Origin of the sequence: Corynebacterium sp. HMSC076G08, assembly GCF_001811515.1 — a bacterium.
GTDB classification, from domain to species: Bacteria; Actinomycetota; Actinomycetes; order Mycobacteriales; family Mycobacteriaceae; genus Corynebacterium; species Corynebacterium hiratae.
Window position 1 is genome coordinate 121,759 of the sequence record NZ_KV805008.1, and the last position, 16,365, is coordinate 138,123.

Consider the following 16,365-nt stretch of genomic DNA (forward strand, 5'->3'; position numbering starts at 1 on the left):
GCACTAGGGGCAAACGTACGGTGGTGCGGAATCTTTTCGTCTCGCAACAAGGAGTTTTTCTGCATGTCTCGTTCTATCTCCCGCCGCTCCCTCACCCTGTGCGCTGCGACCGCCACGTGCCTTAGCCTGGCTGTACCGACTTCCTCGGCTGCGATTGTAGAGAATGTCATCGAACACTCTGCTGCCGACGCTAACCTCAAGGTCACCCCGATTGGCACCTATGAGTCTGGGGTCTACGAAGAGTCCGCCGCAGAGATCGTGGCCTTCCACCCGGCCTCCAAGCGCATTCTCACCGTCAACGCACACGCGGGCCAGATTGATGTCCTCGATGCTTCGGATCCGACCAAGCTCACGCTCATCGGTTCCATTTCTGCTGGCGAGGGCAAGGAAATCAACTCCGTGGCCGTGCGTCCCGATGGCCTGGCTGTGGCCGCCGTCCAGCAAGCGGACAAGACCGAGGAGGGCGAAGCACTGTTCTTCAACGCCGCGGCCGAGGACCTAGCGACCGCCGAATTAGGGCGCGTGATGGTGGGCGCTTTGCCGGATAACGTCCACATCACCGCCGATGGTGGCTACGCTCTCCTGGCTAATGAGGGCGAGCCCTCGAACGAGCTCAACGCCGAGGGCACCGATTACATCACGGACCCGGAAGGTTCCGTCTCCGTCATTAAGCTGCCGGAGGGTGTTGAGGCTTCAACCCAAGCGCACGCCCGTATCGCCGACTTCACAGCCTTCGACGGTCAGCCCCTGCCAGAGGGCGTGCGCGTCTTCGGCCCCTCCGGTCACGATTCCAAGCCCTCTATCGACTTCGAGCCGGAGTACATCACCTCCCAGGACGGCAAGGCCTTTGTAACGCTGCAGGAGGCCAACGCCATCGGTGTCATTGACATCGAGTCCGCCACCGTGGAAAAGATTCTGCCTGCACACATTGCGGATCACTCGACAGTCCCGCTGGACCCCTCGAACAAGGATGACAAGGCGGAGCTGCGCACCATCCCGGTTAAGGGTCTGTCCATGCCCGATTCCATCGGTGCCTTCACCGCTGGCGGCCAGACCTACTTCGCCACCGCGAACGAGGGCGACGCCCGCGAATGGGGCGTGGAGGAGAAGGACGGCGGTTCCGGCGTCTACACCGATGAGGTGGAGCTCAAGGACGTGGTCGAGGATGGCAAGGTGTGCGAGGGCGCGCTTGGCGACGTCGACCTGGACAAACTCGCCGACAAGAAGGAAGCCGGCAACCTGAAGCTGAGCAACGCCTCTGGCTGGAACGAAGAGAAGGGCTGCTTCGACGAGCTTTATGCTTACGGCTCCCGTTCCTTTAGCATCTACGACGCGGAGGGCAACGTTGTCTTCGACTCCGGTGCCGAGTTCGAAAAGATCACCGCCGAGCTCAACGAGCCGGGCGTGTTCCACCACAACGCCGATAATGAGAGCGCCGAGTTTGATGACCGTTCCGACAACAAGGGCCCCGAGCCCGAGGCTCTCACCATCGGCACCGTGGGAGATCGCACATACGCCTTCATCGGCGCGGAGCGCGTCGGCGGCATCTTTGTCTACGACGTCACCGACCCTGCTAACTCTTCCTTCGTTACCTACGTCAACAACCGCGACTTCTCCACCGACGAGTCCGCTGCTGCCGGCGACCTAGGCCCGGAGGGCTTTGCCTTCGTCGACAAGGCGGACTCCCCCAACGGCGAGTACCTGCTCATCGTCGGCAACGAGGTATCCGGAACCACGACCGTCTACTCCGTTGAAGATCTCCTCGCCGGCGACAAGGACGAAGAGGAGAAGCCGGACGAGAATACGGATGAGAACCCTGGCGATGACTCGCAGGACCAGGACGACCAGAACAAGGACGGCCAGAGCTCCCGCCCGTCCACCGCGGCCATCATCGCTGGTTCTGTCATCGGTGCCATCGCCGCCCTAGCTGCTGCCGTAGGCCTGCTGCGTGCCCCGGGTATCCGTGAAACGGTTCTCAGTCTGGCCCCTGCACCGCTGCGCGAGCAGCTGGAGAAGTTCCTCTAGCCCCTACCGCGCTCCTGGGGAGGGCTGCTACATTGAAATGGGCTTGCACCAAGCCCTCCCCCTTTTTTCTCATCCCCTCGCATCCCTTCCCAAGGAGAACCCTCTGATTATGCGCCTTTCAACCTCCCTGATCGCAGTGTGCACCACGACCATGGCCCTGGTAACTCCGCTGGCTGCAGCCGACGACGCTTCTGGTAGCGCTCAGCCCGCCGCGCAGAGCCAGAGCGGACAGAACGGTCAGAGCTCCACTGGCGGAAGCTCGATGAACATCGGTCACACCAATACCTCCGGCCTCTCCGAGGAGTGCGCGGATGCGGTGCGCAAGGCGCGCGAGGAGCACGAAAACGCGGTGGCCGATGACACTGCGGGCTCGTCCTTCATGGGGCCGAAGGAGCTCGGACTCGGCATCCTTAACGGTTATGGTTCCTCCGGTATGCCGGAAGAGCCGGACTGCGTCCAGGAAGAAAAGGACGCTGAGCTGGAGAAGGAGTGGGACGAGATGCCGGACTGGGTACAGTCTGCACGCCCCAATGACACGGCCGAGGAGGTCTTTGCGTGGATCGGTGGCGCGGCTGCGTTACTTTCCGTCGGCATCAACCTGCTAGCCGCGGTCGCGCAGTCCAACCCGGCTGTCCTCAACGACCTGCGTGCCTTCCTCAAGAGCCACGGTTTCTACTGGGATAACACCAAGAAGAAGGAAGAGGCCGACGCGGCTGAGGAATAATTCCCTACCGTACGATCTCGAAGGCGCGAACCTCACTTGGTTCGCGCCTATTTATTTCGCCCTCGGACGGGACCGCGCACTAGAGCATTTGCGCGCCCCAGCCCCGGCGACGGGTTAGAACAGTTCCTCCGTGGCGATCTGTGCGCCTTCGACGAGGGACTCCAGCTTTGCCCACGCGATCTGGTGATGCAGGCGTCCACCGAGACCGCAGTCCGTCGACGCGATGACGTTCTCGGGGCCCACCAGCTCGGCGAAACGGATGATGCGATCCGCCACCAGGCGCGGGTGCTCCACGGCGTTCGTGGAGTGCGAAATCACGCCCGGGTAGATGACAGTGCCCTCCGGCAGCTTGTGGTCCTGCCACACACGCCACTCGTGCGCGTGGCGCGGCGAGGCGCCCTCGAAGGAGAAGCCGCCGACCTTGGCCTGCAGGATCTCTTCAATGATGTCCGCGAACGGAATATCCGTCACGTGCGGGCCGTGCCAGGAACCCCAGCAGATGTGCAGGCGGGTCTGCTCGCGCGGGATGTCCTTGATGGACTCGTTGAGGATATCAATGCGCTCGCGCAGGAAACCACGGAAATCCTCCACCGACGGCTCCGGATTAATTTGATCCCATGCCTCGGCCAGGTCCGGAGCATCGAACTGAACGGTCAGACCGGCATCGGCAATAGCCTTGTACTCGGTGCGCAGCGCTTGTCCGACATCGTGCAGCAACTGGTGCTCATCATCGTAATAGCGATTCGTCAACCGAGCAGCTGATCCCGGGGACAAGGCGGCGACGAAGCCTTCGGTACCTTCGGGGAGGGCGTCAGAAAGCAGCTTTACGTCTGCTTCAACCTGGTCCTGGCCGATGTACGTAACTGGGCCGGTGAACTCCGGATTGGCTACTTTTTTACGCCCAGAAAAAATCCCTGACTCTGGGTCGTTGTACGCCTCAGAAAAGAGCGCACGGTCGCGGCGGTCAATAAAAGATGTCAACCGCGGCTTACCCGGTTCAGAGCGAACAATTTCCGCGTCTTCCCAGCGGTCCTTGTCCGTCATGGTCAAACCACCCAGGCGGGTAAAGGAGTAGTTCCACCAGGCGCCATAGTCCACAGCGCCGGAGGTGATGTGGCCGTACTCGCCCTCGTTGATGATGTCGATGCCGAGATCAACCTGGCGCTTGACCACGTCAGCGACCGAGCGCTGAAGAATCTCGTGGAACTTCTCATCGGAGATGGTGCCGGCAGAACGCTCGAGGTTAGCCTCCAGCAGCTCCTTGGTGCGTGGCAGTGAGCCGACGTGGGTGGTGCGGATCTTATTGACCATAGGAGGTACATTCCCTTTCAACTAGACTGTGCTGTCTAGCGTAACCCACGTACGAAGCACGGCCCGCTTCATTCTGTACTTTTATTCAGCACGTGGCCCCAACACGTGGGCTCACCCAAGGATGCCGGCGCCCATCGTCGCCTTGAGATCACCCATGAGGTTGCTGGAGCGCTCCACACGCAGATGTTCGCCGAGGACCATCATGGTGGACTCTTCGCCGTCGACAAGCGTGAGGTACACGTCGGACTCACCCTTGTTGTTGACCAAGACCTGCTTGAGCCGCGCAATGTTGTCCATCGTGCACTGATCCGTGCGCATGGTCAGTCGCAGCGGCAGCCCAGCACCGTTGCCCGGCCCCAAATCGGGAACGCGAATATCGGAGCAGAACAGGGACATGCGCTCATCGCGAATCTTCACCTGGACCTTGGCCAGGATGATGTTGTCTTCCGCAATCTGCGGGGCCACCAGCGAGTACACCTGGTTGAACACGAGGATATCCACTTGGGCGCCGTTATGGTCCTCGATGCTGACGATGGCCCAGGGCGAGCCATCGCGCTTGGAAAAGCGCCTGTCGACGCCCGAGATAATGCCGCCGATCACCAGCTCCTGCCCGTTGCCGACTTCACCGTTGAGGATCTTCGTAATCGGGGTGTCGGTCTGCGCGTTGAGGGCTTCCTCGAAGCCATCGAGTGGGTGGCCGGACACATACAGGCCGAGCATCTCCCTCTCCAAGGCCAGCTCGTGCTTTCGATCCCAGTTCTCATCTGGGATATCGATAGCGAAGGCGGAGACAGAGTCGCCCTGTTCATCACCACCGCCAAAGCCAGCGAAGAGGTCGAATTGGCCCTTGTCGGCTGCTTTTTTGGTAGTCTGCACCGAATCCACGGCATCCTCGTGGATGAGCATGAGGCCCTTGCGCGGGTGTTCCAGGGAATCGAAGGCTCCGGCCTTGATGAGGGATTCGGTCACGCGCTTTGAACACGCCGCCAGCTCGATCTTCTCCAGGTAATCGGAGAAGGACGTAAAGGCGCCTTTCTCACGGCGGGTCTTCACGATGGAATCCACCACTTCCCCACCGACGTTGCGGATAGCGCCCATGCCGAAGCGGATATCCTCGCCCACGGCCTGGAAGGTTTCTTGGGACTCATTGACGTCCGGGGAGAGCACGCGGATGCCCAGGTGGCGGCAGTCGGCCAGGTAGATAGCGGACTTATCCTTCTTGTCACCCACCGAGGTCAGCAGCGCGGCCATGTACTCCGGCGCGTAATAGGCCTTCAGGTAGGCCGTCCAGAAGGACACCAACCCGTAACCGGCGGCGTGGGACTTGTTAAACGCGTAGGAGGCGAAGGGCTCAATGGTGCCCCACAGAGCGTCCATGGCTTCCTTGGAGTAGCCATTGTCCTTCATGCCGCCCCAGAACTTGTCATACTGCTGGGCCAGGACTTCCGGCTTCTTCTTACCCATGGCCTTACGGAAGCCATCTGCCTCGCCGGCGGTGTAGTTAGCCACCTTCTGCGAGATACGCATGATCTGCTCCTGGTACACGATAAGACCGTAGGTCTCATCGAGGATCTCCTTAAGCGGCTCCTCCAGCTCGGGGTGAATCGGGGTGATTTCTTTGCGGCCGTTTTTGCGGTCCGCGTAATCCCAGTGCGCGTTCACACCCATCGGGCCCGGACGGTAGAGCGCCAGCGACGCCACAATATCCTTAAAGCCCGTCGGCTTCATACGCTTGAGCAGCTCCTGCATGCCGCCCGAGTCGAGCTGGAACACGCCCAGAGTATCGCCACGCGAGAGCAGGTCATAGACCTTTGAGGCACTCGGGTCGTCGGCATGGAGGTCCTCTAGGTGGACTTCCTCACCGCGGTTTTTCTTGATGTTTTCCAGGCAGTCACCGATCACGGTGAGGTTGCGCAGACCCAAGAAGTCCATCTTCAACAGGCCGATGGCCTCACAGGCCGGGTAGTCCCAGCCGGTGATGTAGGCGCCGTCGGCTGGGCGCTTCCACATCGGGATGTGGTCCATGAGCCGCACCGAGGCCATAATCACCGCACAGGCGTGCACACCGGCCTGGCGGACCACGCCCTCGAGGCCGCGTGCGGTCTCATAAATCTTCTTGACGTCCGGGTCAGTCTCAATCATCTGCCGGACCTCGGTCGCCTCCGAGTAGCGCTCGTGCTCGGGGTCCATGATGCCGGCGAGCGGGATGTCCTTGGCCATGATGGCAGGCGGCAGCGCACCGTTAATGCGGTCCGCCATCTGGAAGCCCGGCTGGCCAAAGTGCACCTTAGCGGAGTCCTTAATGGCCTGCTTGGTCTTCACGGTGCCGAAGGTAATCACCTGGGCAACCTTGTCCTCGCCCCACCGCTCGGCGGCGTAAGTAATCATCTCGCCGCGGCGGCGATCATCGAAGTCGATATCGATATCCGGTGCGGACGGACGCTCCGGGTTCAAGAATCGCTCAAAGAGCAGGCCGTGCTCGATGGGGTCAATGTTGGTAATGGTCAGCGCGTAGGCCACGAGTGCACCGGCCGCCGAACCACGACCCGGACCGACGCGAATGCCGATGGACCGCGCGTGCTTAATGAGCTCGGCCACGATGAGGAAGTAAGAGGGGTAGCCCTTCATATCGATGACGCTGATCTCGTACTCAGCGCGATCGATGTACTCCTGCGGCACATCCCCACCGTTGAAGCGATCCTTCAGTCCTTCCATCACCTCGTGGGTCAGCCAGGAGGTTGGGGTGTGGCCCTCGGGGACGTCGGCAATCGGCATGCGATCGTGGGTGTGCTCCTCCCAAATCGCACCGTAGTCCTGCACGCGCTCCGCAATCCACAGGGTGTTATCGCAGGCCTCCGGCACCATGTGATCCCACAGTTCGCGCATCTGCGCGGCGGACTTGATGTAGTAGCCGGTGCCGTCGAACTTGAAGCGATCCGGGTCCATGAACGTCTTACCGGTCTGCACGCACAGCATGGCCTCGTGCGCCGGGGCTTGGGACTCCAGCACGTAGTGGCAGTCATTGGTCACCAACGGCGGCAAGTCCAGCTTGCAGCCGATTTCCAGCAGGCCGTCGCGCGTGCGCTTCTCGATGTCCAGCCCATGATCCATGAGCTCCAGGAAGAAGTTGTCCTTGCCGTAGATGTCCTGCCACATCGCGGCAGCCTCGAGAGCCTCGTTGAACTGGCCCAAGCGCAGGCGGGTCTGCACGTCGCCGGAGGGGCAGCCGGTGGTCGCGATGATGCCTTCGGCGTGCTCGGCAATAAGCTCCGCGTCCATGCGCGGCCACTTTCCTAACTGGCCCTCGTAGGAAGCCAAGGAGGAAAGCTTGAACAGGTTGCGCAGCCCGGTTTCATTCTCCGCCAACATGGTCTGGTGCAGGTAGGCACCGGAGGCAGAGACGTCATCGCGCTTCTGGTCCGGGGTTCCCCACAGCACGCGCTTCTTGTTGAAACGTGACTCAGGAGCCAGGTAGGCCTCGATGCCGATGATTGGTTTAATGCCGGCGCTGGTCATCCTTTGATAGAAGGCATTGGATCCATACATGTTGCCGTGGTCGGTCATACCGACTGCCGGCATGCCTTGGCGGAGAACCTCATCCGCCAACATGTCCACCTTGGCCATGCCATCCAGCATGGAGAATTCGGTGTGGTTGTGCAGATGGACGAAGGAGGAGTTTTTGGCCATGCGGCTCATCTTAGCGGGGCCGTCAAACTTCGCCCGTAGGTCCTCGTTAAGGTACATTTTCTTAAATGTTCTACACTATTGCCGCCTATCTCATGTGGGGCTTCTTCCCAGCGTTCTTCCCGCTGCTGCGCCCCGCCAGCCCGTTTGAGATCTTGGCCCACCGCATCGTGTGGACTGCGGTTCTCGTCACCGCAATGCTGCTGGTGACTGGTGGCTGGCGCGAGCTCCGCGCATTCAGCTTGCGCACCTGGGGGTGGATGTTCGCCTGCGGCGTGGCCATCACCATCAACTGGGGTACCTATGTCATCGCCATCAACAGCGATCACGTGGCCGATGCCGCACTGGGCTATTTCATTAACCCGCTCGTCTCCGTGGCCCTCGGCATTATCTTCCTCAAGGAGAAGCTGACGAAGGCGCAGGTGGCGTCGGTCAGCATCGCCTTCATCGCGGTGTTGTGGCTGACCTTTATGACGGGCCAGGCCCCCTATTATTCGCTGGCCTTGGCCTTCAGCTTCGGAATCTATGGCCTGCTGAAGAAACGCATCACGGTCTCCTCGATGGGCTCAGTGGCCGCGGAAACCTTGGTCATGCTCCCCTTCGCGCTGGTCTACCTGGGCTACCTCCAGGCACAGGGAGAATCCACCTTCACTACCGAAGGCCCCGGGCACATCGCACTGCTGATTACCTCCGGCCTCGTCACCGCTCTGCCGCTGTTGTGTTTCGCCCAGGGCGCTAAGCACCTGCGCCTGTCTACGCTCGGCATGCTGCAGTACATGACCCCCATCATGCAGATGCTGTGGGCACTGTTCGTCACCCAGGAGCACATGTCCACTGAGCGCTGGATCGGTTTTGCCATCATCTGGGTGGCGGTGATCATCTACCTGGCGGACTTGGTGCGCATGGGCCGCGCTTCTCGACGCCGCGCCCGCCTCCACCCCGCCGACGCATCACCCACCGCAGAGGGCTAACGGCGCTTCAGCTCTTCGCGCGCTTGACGAGCCTGGGCGCGCCGGGCGGATTCCTCGCGCGCGTTGAGCGCCCACCGCGGCATGAGGATGGCCATGGCGATGCAGTAGATGGCCACCACGATGAGAATGCCGAAGGTGAGCTTGTCCGCTCCCCAGATTCCTTGCGCGATGGCGGCCCCAGAGGCGATGAACGCGACCGCCCACATCAAGAGGTAGGCAAAGCGGTAGTTCGGCGGCCACTCGGTGGTGTTGGGAAACAGGCGCATGTCTTCTCCTCGGCTGTTCTAGCGGTTCTCATTCTGTCCGACGTTGGCGGGCGGGCGCACGCCGAAGGAGCCCCATGCGGCGTCAGCGGGCGCGACCTCCACGGTATCGACCCGCGGATCGTTAGCGAGGGCGCGCAGTTGACTCCCCCCGGAATAGACCACGACGGCATCGACCTTCGCTGGTGCATCCTCCGCCATGTCACGGGCATGGTCGGCCACGCGGGCCAAGACGGTATCGATAACGTCGGCGCGCGTGGCGCCGGCGACAGGCTCGGGGACCGCGATGGGCGCGGCCAGCCCGATCACGATGGCATCCATGCGCTCGATGGGCTGCAGGGCGTCGCTCACGTCCTGCGGACTCAGCGGCTCGCGAAAGCCCACCAGCGCGTAGGCCGGATCGGTTGCGTGCGCTAATGAGGTCTCCGCGCGCTCCCGATAATCGGCCGCGCTCTCCGAGCCATCAGGGCCAAGTTGGTCTCCCTGCACCGCCGTGCTGGGCTGCGTTCCGAAGAGCCCGAAGGCGACCACCACTGCCAAGGCGAGCACGGCCAACAGCACCAGCGCCGCGGCACGGCGGCGCCGGTAGATGCGTTGGCTGGCGCGTCGCTGCGGGCTCATCCGCGCAAAACCTCCACGGCGTGCTTGAGATCGTCCGGGTAGGGTGCAGTGCACTCGAACCACTTGCCGGTTCCCGGGTGGGTAAAGCCGAGTTCGACCGCGTGCAGCCACTGGCGGTTAAGCCCCACACGCTTGGCCAGGTTCGGGTCACAGCCATACATCGGATCGCCGACACAGGGATGCCCGGTGGCGGACATGTGGACACGGATCTGGTGGGTTCGGCCGGTCTCCAAATGAACCTCGAGGAGGCTAGCCTCGCGGAAGGCCTCCAACAGCTTGTAATGTGTCACGGCCGGTTTGCCGTCATCGACGACCCCAAATTTCCAGCCCGCCGAAGGATGACGGCCAATGGGTGCATCAATGGTCCCCACGATGGGATCCGGCAGGCCCTGCACCACGGCGTGATAGGTCTTCTGCACGGTGCGCTCGCGGAAGGCGTTCTTGAGTTGGGAGTAGGCGCGCTCGCTGGCGGCCACCACCATGACGCCTGAGGTCCCCACGTCGAGACGGTGGACAATACCCTTGCGTTCGGTAGGGCCGGCGTCGGCAAGCGCATAGCCTGCTGCCCGCAGCCCGCCGATGACGGTGGGCCCATCCCAACCCAACGTGGGGTGCGCAGCCACACCGACGGGCTTGCACACGCAGATGATGTCCTCGTCCGCGTAGAGGACATCCATGCCCTCCACCAGCTCTTCCTTGGGGATGAGCGGTTCCTCAGGCGCTGGCATCATGACGTCGATCCAGCCGCCAGCACTTAAGCGCTCGGACTTGCCCACGGCGGCACCATCGATTTCCACGTCTCCCGCCGCGCACAACTGGGCCACCCGGGCCCGCGAAATACCCAAGAGCTTGGCCAGGGCGGCATCCGCACGCATGCCATCGAGGCCCTCGGGCACCGGCAACCTACGACTTTCACGCATCAAGCTTCCCCCGCTTCCTGCTCTTGTGGCTTTTCTTTCATCTCAGCCCAGAACATCGCGCCAATGAAGACCACGACGCCACAGGTAATGGCCGCATCTGCAATATTGAAAACAGCGAAGCTGCCCACGGAGATGTAATCCACCACGTGCCCAAACCAAAACCCCGGCTCACGCACGAGGCGGTCGATGAAGTTGCCCAGGGCACCTCCGGCGATCATGGCCAGGCCTATCGCCTGCCACTTATCGTGAATGCGCGGGGCGGCGATGGCCACACCAATGATGAAGACCAATTGGATCGTGGTAAACAGCCACGTCGAGCCCTCCCCGCCCATAGAGAAGGCAGCGCCGGGGTTAAACAGAAGGTAGAAGCGGAACCAATCACCAAAGACCGGTAGGGCTTCACCTTCAGTGAGGATGGACAGCATCAGCGCCTTCACGGCTTGGTCGACGGCAGCCACACCGAGCACCACCGCGACCATCACTCCGATATAACTCCTTGCTTTCACCCGTTCCATTCTAAACAGGCTCATCCGGTAATTTGGAATGCGTGTTTCGTGTGAGAGCCCTAGCAGTCCTGTCCGCCACCGTCCTGGGAGTCGCCGGCGCGCTCGCCGGCTGTTCCTATTCCCAGCCGGCCAAGCCCGTCGAGGAGCCAGTGGGGCTGGCCCTCGATGCCCCGCGCGTGACCCTCCTAGAACCAGGTGACGGCGCCGGTCAGGTCCTGGCTTTTAAGGACCTCGATGCCACGCAGGAACTCACCTATGAGGTCGCCACGGGCTTCGACCAGCAGCTACGCAAGGACGGCAGCGCCGCCCCTTCACCGGAAGCTCAGGACAAGGTCACTCTTCCGCTCCAGGCCTCGGTGGAGGCTGCCACCGAGAATGTCGAAGGCCAACTTCCAGCCAGCCGCAACGCGTTCGTCACCGTCGGAAAGCCGGAGGCTGACGGCGCGGATGTCTCCTCCGCCGAGGGCTTCCAGTTTGGATGGCGCGGCACGGATACGGGCCAGATGAACTCGCTGCGCCTGGCCGCCCCGCAGGCGGCGACCGATCAGGCCCGCAGCACCGTCGAGCGCGCCATCACCAGCCTGACCTCACTGCCCATCGTCTTCCCTGATGAGGAAATCGGCCCGGGTGCGACGTGGGTGGTGGAATCGCGCGTCACTGGCGAATCCACGCTGTTGCAAACCACGACCTATACCTTGGACAAGCTGGACGGGGATATCGCTGAGCTCAGCGTGAAGATTGAGCAGCGGCCTTCCCTGGGCGCACTGTCCTTCGACGGCGCCGACGCCCCCGAAGAGCTACGTGGCAAGGAGCTGAAGGTTACGGACCACACATCGACCTCGGAGGGCTCCGTTACCGTTGATCTGACCAAGCCGCTTCCCACCGCCGGCGATGTCTCCGTGACCACCGCGATTTCTTATGGTGCGGAAGGCTCTGATCTTCGCGTGGTGCAGACCAGCGCCACCGAGATGGAGTTCACCACCGAGTAGCCTGCTTCGCGCCACACCTTCTCCTGCGCGCGAGCACCGCCAGACAGCCTCCGCACAAGGCAGCGCCCACCACCTGGCTGGCATGAGATCCAGCGAGTGGCGGGCGCTTAAGTTATGAAAACCCGGGTTTACTGGGCGGGAGCCTCAGCACCTTCTGCGGGGGCGTCGGCAGGCGCCTCAGCGCCTTCCTCGGCGCCAGCGCCTTCCGGCACGGAGTCCGCACACATCTCCGGAACCTCTTCCGGAGGGACGATGTTGGTGACCAAGACACAAGCCCAAGTCTTAGACAGCTTCCATGTACCACCCTCGTTGATGAACTCCACCTGGTCAGCGGTCTGCTGCTGGCCATCAGGGGTATTGATGTGGACGGTAGCGAGCGCGGAATCCGGCACGAGGCCAGGGATGACCGGGGCCACGACCTCGAAGGTGGCACCGGATTCGGCCTGGGACTGCGACATGACGTCGAAAAGCTCCGGCGCCGTCTCGCTGCCCTGGACCAGCTGGACCTTCTCTTCCTGCGGAAGGTTCGGGTCTGCGGCCTTGGTCAGGATCTCATTGAGCTGCTCCACGGTAGGCATCTCGGTGGAGGCCACCTGCGATGCGGAGGTTTCGCCCGAAGGCTTAGCGGCGGTGCTGTTCTCGGTGTCTGCATCCTCGGAAGACGAGCAGGCAGCCAGGGCAGTCGCGGCGCCCAGGGCCACAACGGCGGCGCTCAGCTTGAAGGATTTCACAAATACTCCTCACGTAGGGGATCGTGGTTTATCCCTTTTACTTTAGCGTCCACGACCGCCGCCCTGGGGTTCCCGCGCAGGTGCGCGCCTGTAGTAGCCTGCTGGCATGACTTTTGCACTCATCGCCACCGGTGGCACCATCGCCTGCACGACGGTCCGTGACGGATCCCTGGTCCCCACCGTCAGTGGGCAACAGCTAGCCCAATTCCTCGACGCTGAAGTCGGAACACACGACATTGAGGTGGTGGAATTCCGCGCGCTGGATTCCAGCTCGATTACTTTGGCAGACCTCGATGAGCTACTGCTGTGTGCGCGCCAGCACCTTGCGCGCCCAGAGATTGATGGCGTCCTCATCACGCACGGCACCGATTCCATGGAGGAAACCGCGCTGGCGTTATCCCTCTTCGACCTCGGTGAGGGGCCCATCGTGCTCACTGGCGCGCAGCGCGCCTTCGACCACCCGGCTGGTGATGGCCCGCGCAACCTGCGCGATTCCTATGAGCTCCTGTGTTCCGGAAAGGCCGGCGTGTGGGTGCAATTCGGCGGCAAGACCATTCCCGGACGCGGCGCGCGCAAGTGGCATACTTCGCAGCTCAACGGCTTTGAGGAGCTACCGGTGGGTGACTCCGCTCTGGCGCCGTTGCCGCTCTCCCCCATGGCGCAACACCCCGTTGAGATCATCGCCGCCTACCCGGGTGCCGGCGCCGCGCTTGTCGACGCCTCCCTCAACCACACCCATGGCCTCGTCATCGAAGCCATGGGCTCGGGGAACATGGGTGAAGAGATGGGAGCTGGGGTTGCCCGCGCGCTGCAAGCGGGCGTGCCCGTGGTGATTAGCACCCGCACGCCCTACGGAACTACCAAGCTGGCCTATGGCGGCGCAGGTGGCGGTGCCACCTTGGGCGAGATGGGTGCGGTAGCCTCCGGTGGATTCCGAGCCGGCCAAGCCCGCATTATGCTCGCCGCGGCACTCGCTACCGACACACCGGTGGCAGAGATGTTTAGCACTGCCCCCTCCGCCACTGCTTATACCGCGGGCTAGCTATCCTCGCGTGGCGGTTCCTCCCCAGCGGTGTCAATCTCGGGCCCATCGGCCTCGGTGGCGTCGCCTGGCAGCGCCCCCTCCCAGGCCAGTGAGTCCAATGGATCGGCCGGGTGGAGATCTTCATCCTCAGCCGCAAAAGAGCGCACAAACCCCGGGCCCGTAGCGCGAGTTTCAAAGCGCACGCTGACCACCCCATGGCCGGCGCCTTGAATCCAGCCGTGTCCAAACTCGGGGTGGTGGACGTCCTGCGTAGCGTGCCAGCGGCGCATCGAATCCGATCCCGCTTCTCCCAGCGTTTCCGACTCTGCTCTGGGCTCCGTCTCCGTTTCCGGCGCGCCGGGCAGGTGGTCGCTGACGCCAGTCTCGTAATCCGTATCCGGAGCTGGACGCACGACCTCGCGGTCGAGCTCAGGAAATAGCACGTCTTGGCGGGCCTCCTCCAAACCCGAGTAGCTCACCCCGACCAGCCTGATGGGCCCGAGCTCCTCCGGGTAGCGCGCCAAGCTCAAGGCCTTAGCCTCGAGGACCTTCAGGTCATCCGTGGCATAGGGCAGCGTGGCCGAGCGGGATTCGATGTGGAAATCCGCCATCCGCAACTTCACCGTCACCGTGCGCGCGCCGCGGCCGTCCTTGAGCAGGCGGGAATGCGCGCCCTGCGCCGCGCGGATTAGTGCCGCATCCACCTCCGCCGCCGTGCGCAGGTCCGTGGGGTAGGTGAACTCGGTGGAGATTTGTTTAGCAATCGCGCGCGGGGCGACCGGACGCTCATCAATCCCTTGGGCGAGCTTCCACAGCTGCACGCCCACCACGTTGCCCAGTGAGATCTCGACTTCCTTGCGGCTCATCGCCGCCAGCTGTCCGATAGTCTCCACGCCAATGGCTGCTAGCTTCTGCTGGGTGACTGGGCCCGCTCCCCAGAGCTTGCCCACCGGCAGCGGGTGGATGAGCTCATCGAAGCGCTCCTGGGGCACGATGAAAGTCCCGTCCGGTTTGGCCTCCCCTGACGCAATCTTCGCGCTTTGCTTGCCTGCACCGGCGCCGATGGAGCTGGGAAGGCCCGTCTCAGCTCGAATCACTCGGCGCAGATTCTCCGACCACTCACGGACTTCGGCGGGCGTGGCTCCGGCGAGTGCGGCCGGTTCCATGAAGGCCTCGTCGATGGAGAGCTGTTCGATGACCCCCGCATGCTGCGCAATAATTCCAAATACCCGGCGCGAGGCCGCCACATACACCGCCCGGCGCGGCTGCACCACCACGGCTTTATAGCCCACGAGCTGCTGCGCGCGGAACATGGGCATTGCGGAATGAGCTCCATATGCGCGGGCTTCATAAGAGGCACCGGCGACGACGCCGCGTCCGCTCGTTCCACCCACCAACACAGGCCGGCCGCGCAAGGTAGGGCGGGTGAGCTGCTCCACCGACGCAAAGAACGCGTCCATGTCGATGTGAAGAACCCAGCGCTGCATGTGCTCCAGTTTAAACACCGCATGTCCGTCACCCATTATTCATGTTTCTTTACCACCTTCGTAACTTCAACGCCCCCATCCGCTTACTTTATCGCCCTAACCTTTTCCGCCGTGACTTCTCAACTCTCGCCCCAACCACCTGCCTCCCAGGCCCACGTGGTCGTTACCGGCATTAAGCGCGAGTTCGCGGACAACACTGGTCTCCATGCCACTGACCTCGCCATTAACACCGGCGAGTTCATCTCCATTCTCGGCCCCTCCGGTTGCGGTAAGTCCACGCTTCTGCGCTGCATCGCAGGCCTCGAAACCCCCGATGCTGGCACCATCACCTTCTCCGATAAAGAAGTGTTCGGCCCACACACGAACGTTCCCGTTAATAAGCGCAACCTGTCCATGGTGTTTCAAGATCTGGCGCTGTGGCCGCACATGACTGTGGAGAAGAACATCGAGTTTCCCCTCACCACCGCGGGTAACAAGTTGTCTTCTGTGGAACGCACAGAACGTGTGCGCGCGTGCATGGACATGGTCGGAGTTACCCCGAAGGCACAAGCTCGCCCTAATCAACTCTCCGGTGGCCAGCAGCAGCGCGTAGCCATCGCCCGCGCGCTTGTGTCCAACCCGCAGTTGCTCCTAATGGATGAGCCACTCTCTGCGCTCGATGCTGCCCTGCGTGTTCAGATACGTGCCGAGCTCACTGCCTTGGTCCACGACTTAGGACTCACGGTCATCTACGTCACCCACGATCAATCCGAGGCTCTGTCCATGTCGGACCGCGTCGTCGTCATGAAGGACGGCGTCATCGAACAGTTCGCCGATCCTGTCACCCTCTACGACTCCCCTGCCACCCCCTTCGTCGGTGGCTTCGTGGGTACTATGAACCGCCGCGCTGGGCTTCCCGACGTCCGCCCGGAAAACCTCACCGTCCTTGACGCGGAGGAAGACATCGGGTCTTTCCCGCACCACGTGGACGGAATCGTCCGCACCGCTCAGTACATCGGCGGACGCTACGAGCTGCACTGCGATGTCGAAGGCGCTGACGAGCCTTGGGTGGCTTACAGCCGCTCTCGAGTCGATCGTGGTTCGACGGTACGTCTTGCGTACTAGTCACA

Annotated in this window: 14 protein-coding genes; 6 read left to right on the plus strand and 8 right to left on the minus strand. The window is 62.5% G+C overall.

The annotated features are described in order from the left end of the window. The first annotated feature begins 63 nt into the window (after positions 1-63). The gene (locus HMPREF2806_RS01185; RefSeq protein ID WP_070515723.1) at positions 64-2,025 is read left to right on the plus strand and encodes a choice-of-anchor I family protein; all 1,962 of its coding nucleotides are present in this window, start codon (positions 64-66) and stop codon (positions 2,023-2,025) included. 109 nt (positions 2,026-2,134) lie between these two features. Beyond that, complete coding sequence (locus tag HMPREF2806_RS01190; protein ID WP_070515724.1) at positions 2,135-2,749, plus strand: hypothetical protein; 615 nt, start codon at positions 2,135-2,137, stop codon at positions 2,747-2,749. A 114-nt stretch (positions 2,750-2,863) separates the two neighbouring features. Here the strand turns inward: HMPREF2806_RS01190 and HMPREF2806_RS01195 are convergent, their stop codons facing one another. Together HMPREF2806_RS01195 and dnaE are read right to left on the minus strand one after the other, a co-directional pair. After that, positions 2,864-4,060 carry a cobalamin-independent methionine synthase II family protein gene (locus HMPREF2806_RS01195; RefSeq protein ID WP_070515726.1) on the minus strand — a complete coding sequence of 399 codons (1,197 nt, stop codon included), beginning with the start codon at positions 4,058-4,060 and terminating at the stop codon, positions 2,864-2,866. A gap of 111 nt (positions 4,061-4,171) precedes the next feature. Continuing rightward, the gene (dnaE, locus tag HMPREF2806_RS01200) at positions 4,172-7,747 is read right to left on the minus strand and encodes a DNA polymerase III subunit alpha (RefSeq protein ID WP_070515805.1); all 3,576 of its coding nucleotides are present in this window, start codon (positions 7,745-7,747) and stop codon (positions 4,172-4,174) included. 65 nt (positions 7,748-7,812) lie between these two features. Here dnaE and rarD point away from each other — a divergent pair, with 65 nt between their 5' ends. After that, positions 7,813-8,715 carry an EamA family transporter RarD gene (rarD, locus tag HMPREF2806_RS01205; RefSeq protein WP_049155295.1) on the plus strand — a complete coding sequence of 301 codons (903 nt, stop codon included), beginning with the start codon at positions 7,813-7,815 and terminating at the stop codon, positions 8,713-8,715. Here the strand turns inward: rarD and HMPREF2806_RS01210 are convergent. The 4 genes from HMPREF2806_RS01210 to lspA are packed head-to-tail and all read right to left on the minus strand — an operon-like array spanning position 8,712 to position 11,034. Next, the gene (locus tag HMPREF2806_RS01210) at positions 8,712-8,981 is read right to left on the minus strand and encodes a permease (protein ID WP_070515728.1); all 270 of its coding nucleotides are present in this window, start codon (positions 8,979-8,981) and stop codon (positions 8,712-8,714) included. The two genes, rarD and HMPREF2806_RS01210, sit on opposite strands and share 4 nt — an antisense overlap. 18 nt (positions 8,982-8,999) lie before the next feature. Then, complete coding sequence (locus HMPREF2806_RS01215) at positions 9,000-9,599, minus strand: hypothetical protein (RefSeq protein ID WP_070515730.1); 600 nt, start codon at positions 9,597-9,599, stop codon at positions 9,000-9,002. Continuing rightward, on the minus strand, positions 9,596-10,519 hold the full coding sequence (locus HMPREF2806_RS01220; RefSeq protein ID WP_070512496.1) for an RluA family pseudouridine synthase: 924 nt from the start codon (positions 10,517-10,519) through the stop codon (positions 9,596-9,598). Before HMPREF2806_RS01220 ends, HMPREF2806_RS01215 begins: the two co-directional genes overlap by 4 nt. After that, entirely contained in the window at positions 10,519-11,034 is a 516-nt protein-coding gene (gene lspA, locus HMPREF2806_RS01225; RefSeq protein ID WP_070515732.1) for a signal peptidase II, read from the minus strand. The genes HMPREF2806_RS01220 and lspA overlap by 1 nt, the downstream gene beginning before the upstream one ends. A gap of 32 nt (positions 11,035-11,066) precedes the next feature. On the opposite strand from lspA, the gene HMPREF2806_RS01230 reads away from it, so the two are divergent. Then, positions 11,067-12,014: a DUF6263 family protein gene (locus HMPREF2806_RS01230; RefSeq protein ID WP_070512489.1), complete on the plus strand. Its 948-nt coding sequence runs from the start codon at positions 11,067-11,069 to the stop codon at positions 12,012-12,014. A 128-nt stretch (positions 12,015-12,142) separates the two neighbouring features. Here the strand turns inward: HMPREF2806_RS01230 and HMPREF2806_RS01235 are convergent, their stop codons facing one another. Next, on the minus strand, positions 12,143-12,745 hold the full coding sequence (locus HMPREF2806_RS01235; protein WP_070512487.1) for a WKL family lipoprotein: 603 nt from the start codon (positions 12,743-12,745) through the stop codon (positions 12,143-12,145). A gap of 106 nt (positions 12,746-12,851) precedes the next feature. Here HMPREF2806_RS01235 and HMPREF2806_RS01240 point away from each other — a divergent pair, with 106 nt between their 5' ends. Next, the gene (locus tag HMPREF2806_RS01240) at positions 12,852-13,787 is read left to right on the plus strand and encodes an asparaginase (RefSeq protein ID WP_070512484.1); all 936 of its coding nucleotides are present in this window, start codon (positions 12,852-12,854) and stop codon (positions 13,785-13,787) included. On the opposite strand, the gene HMPREF2806_RS01245 is transcribed toward HMPREF2806_RS01240, so the two are convergent. Continuing rightward, on the minus strand, positions 13,784-15,256 hold the full coding sequence (locus tag HMPREF2806_RS01245; RefSeq protein WP_070512707.1) for a DNA polymerase IV: 1,473 nt from the start codon (positions 15,254-15,256) through the stop codon (positions 13,784-13,786). The genes HMPREF2806_RS01240 and HMPREF2806_RS01245 overlap by 4 nt on opposite strands. A 111-nt stretch (positions 15,257-15,367) precedes the next feature. Between HMPREF2806_RS01245 and HMPREF2806_RS01250 the strand changes: the two genes are divergently transcribed. Next, the gene (locus HMPREF2806_RS01250) at positions 15,368-16,360 is read left to right on the plus strand and encodes an ABC transporter ATP-binding protein (RefSeq protein ID WP_070512703.1); all 993 of its coding nucleotides are present in this window, start codon (positions 15,368-15,370) and stop codon (positions 16,358-16,360) included. The last annotated feature ends 5 nt before the right edge of the window (positions 16,361-16,365 follow it).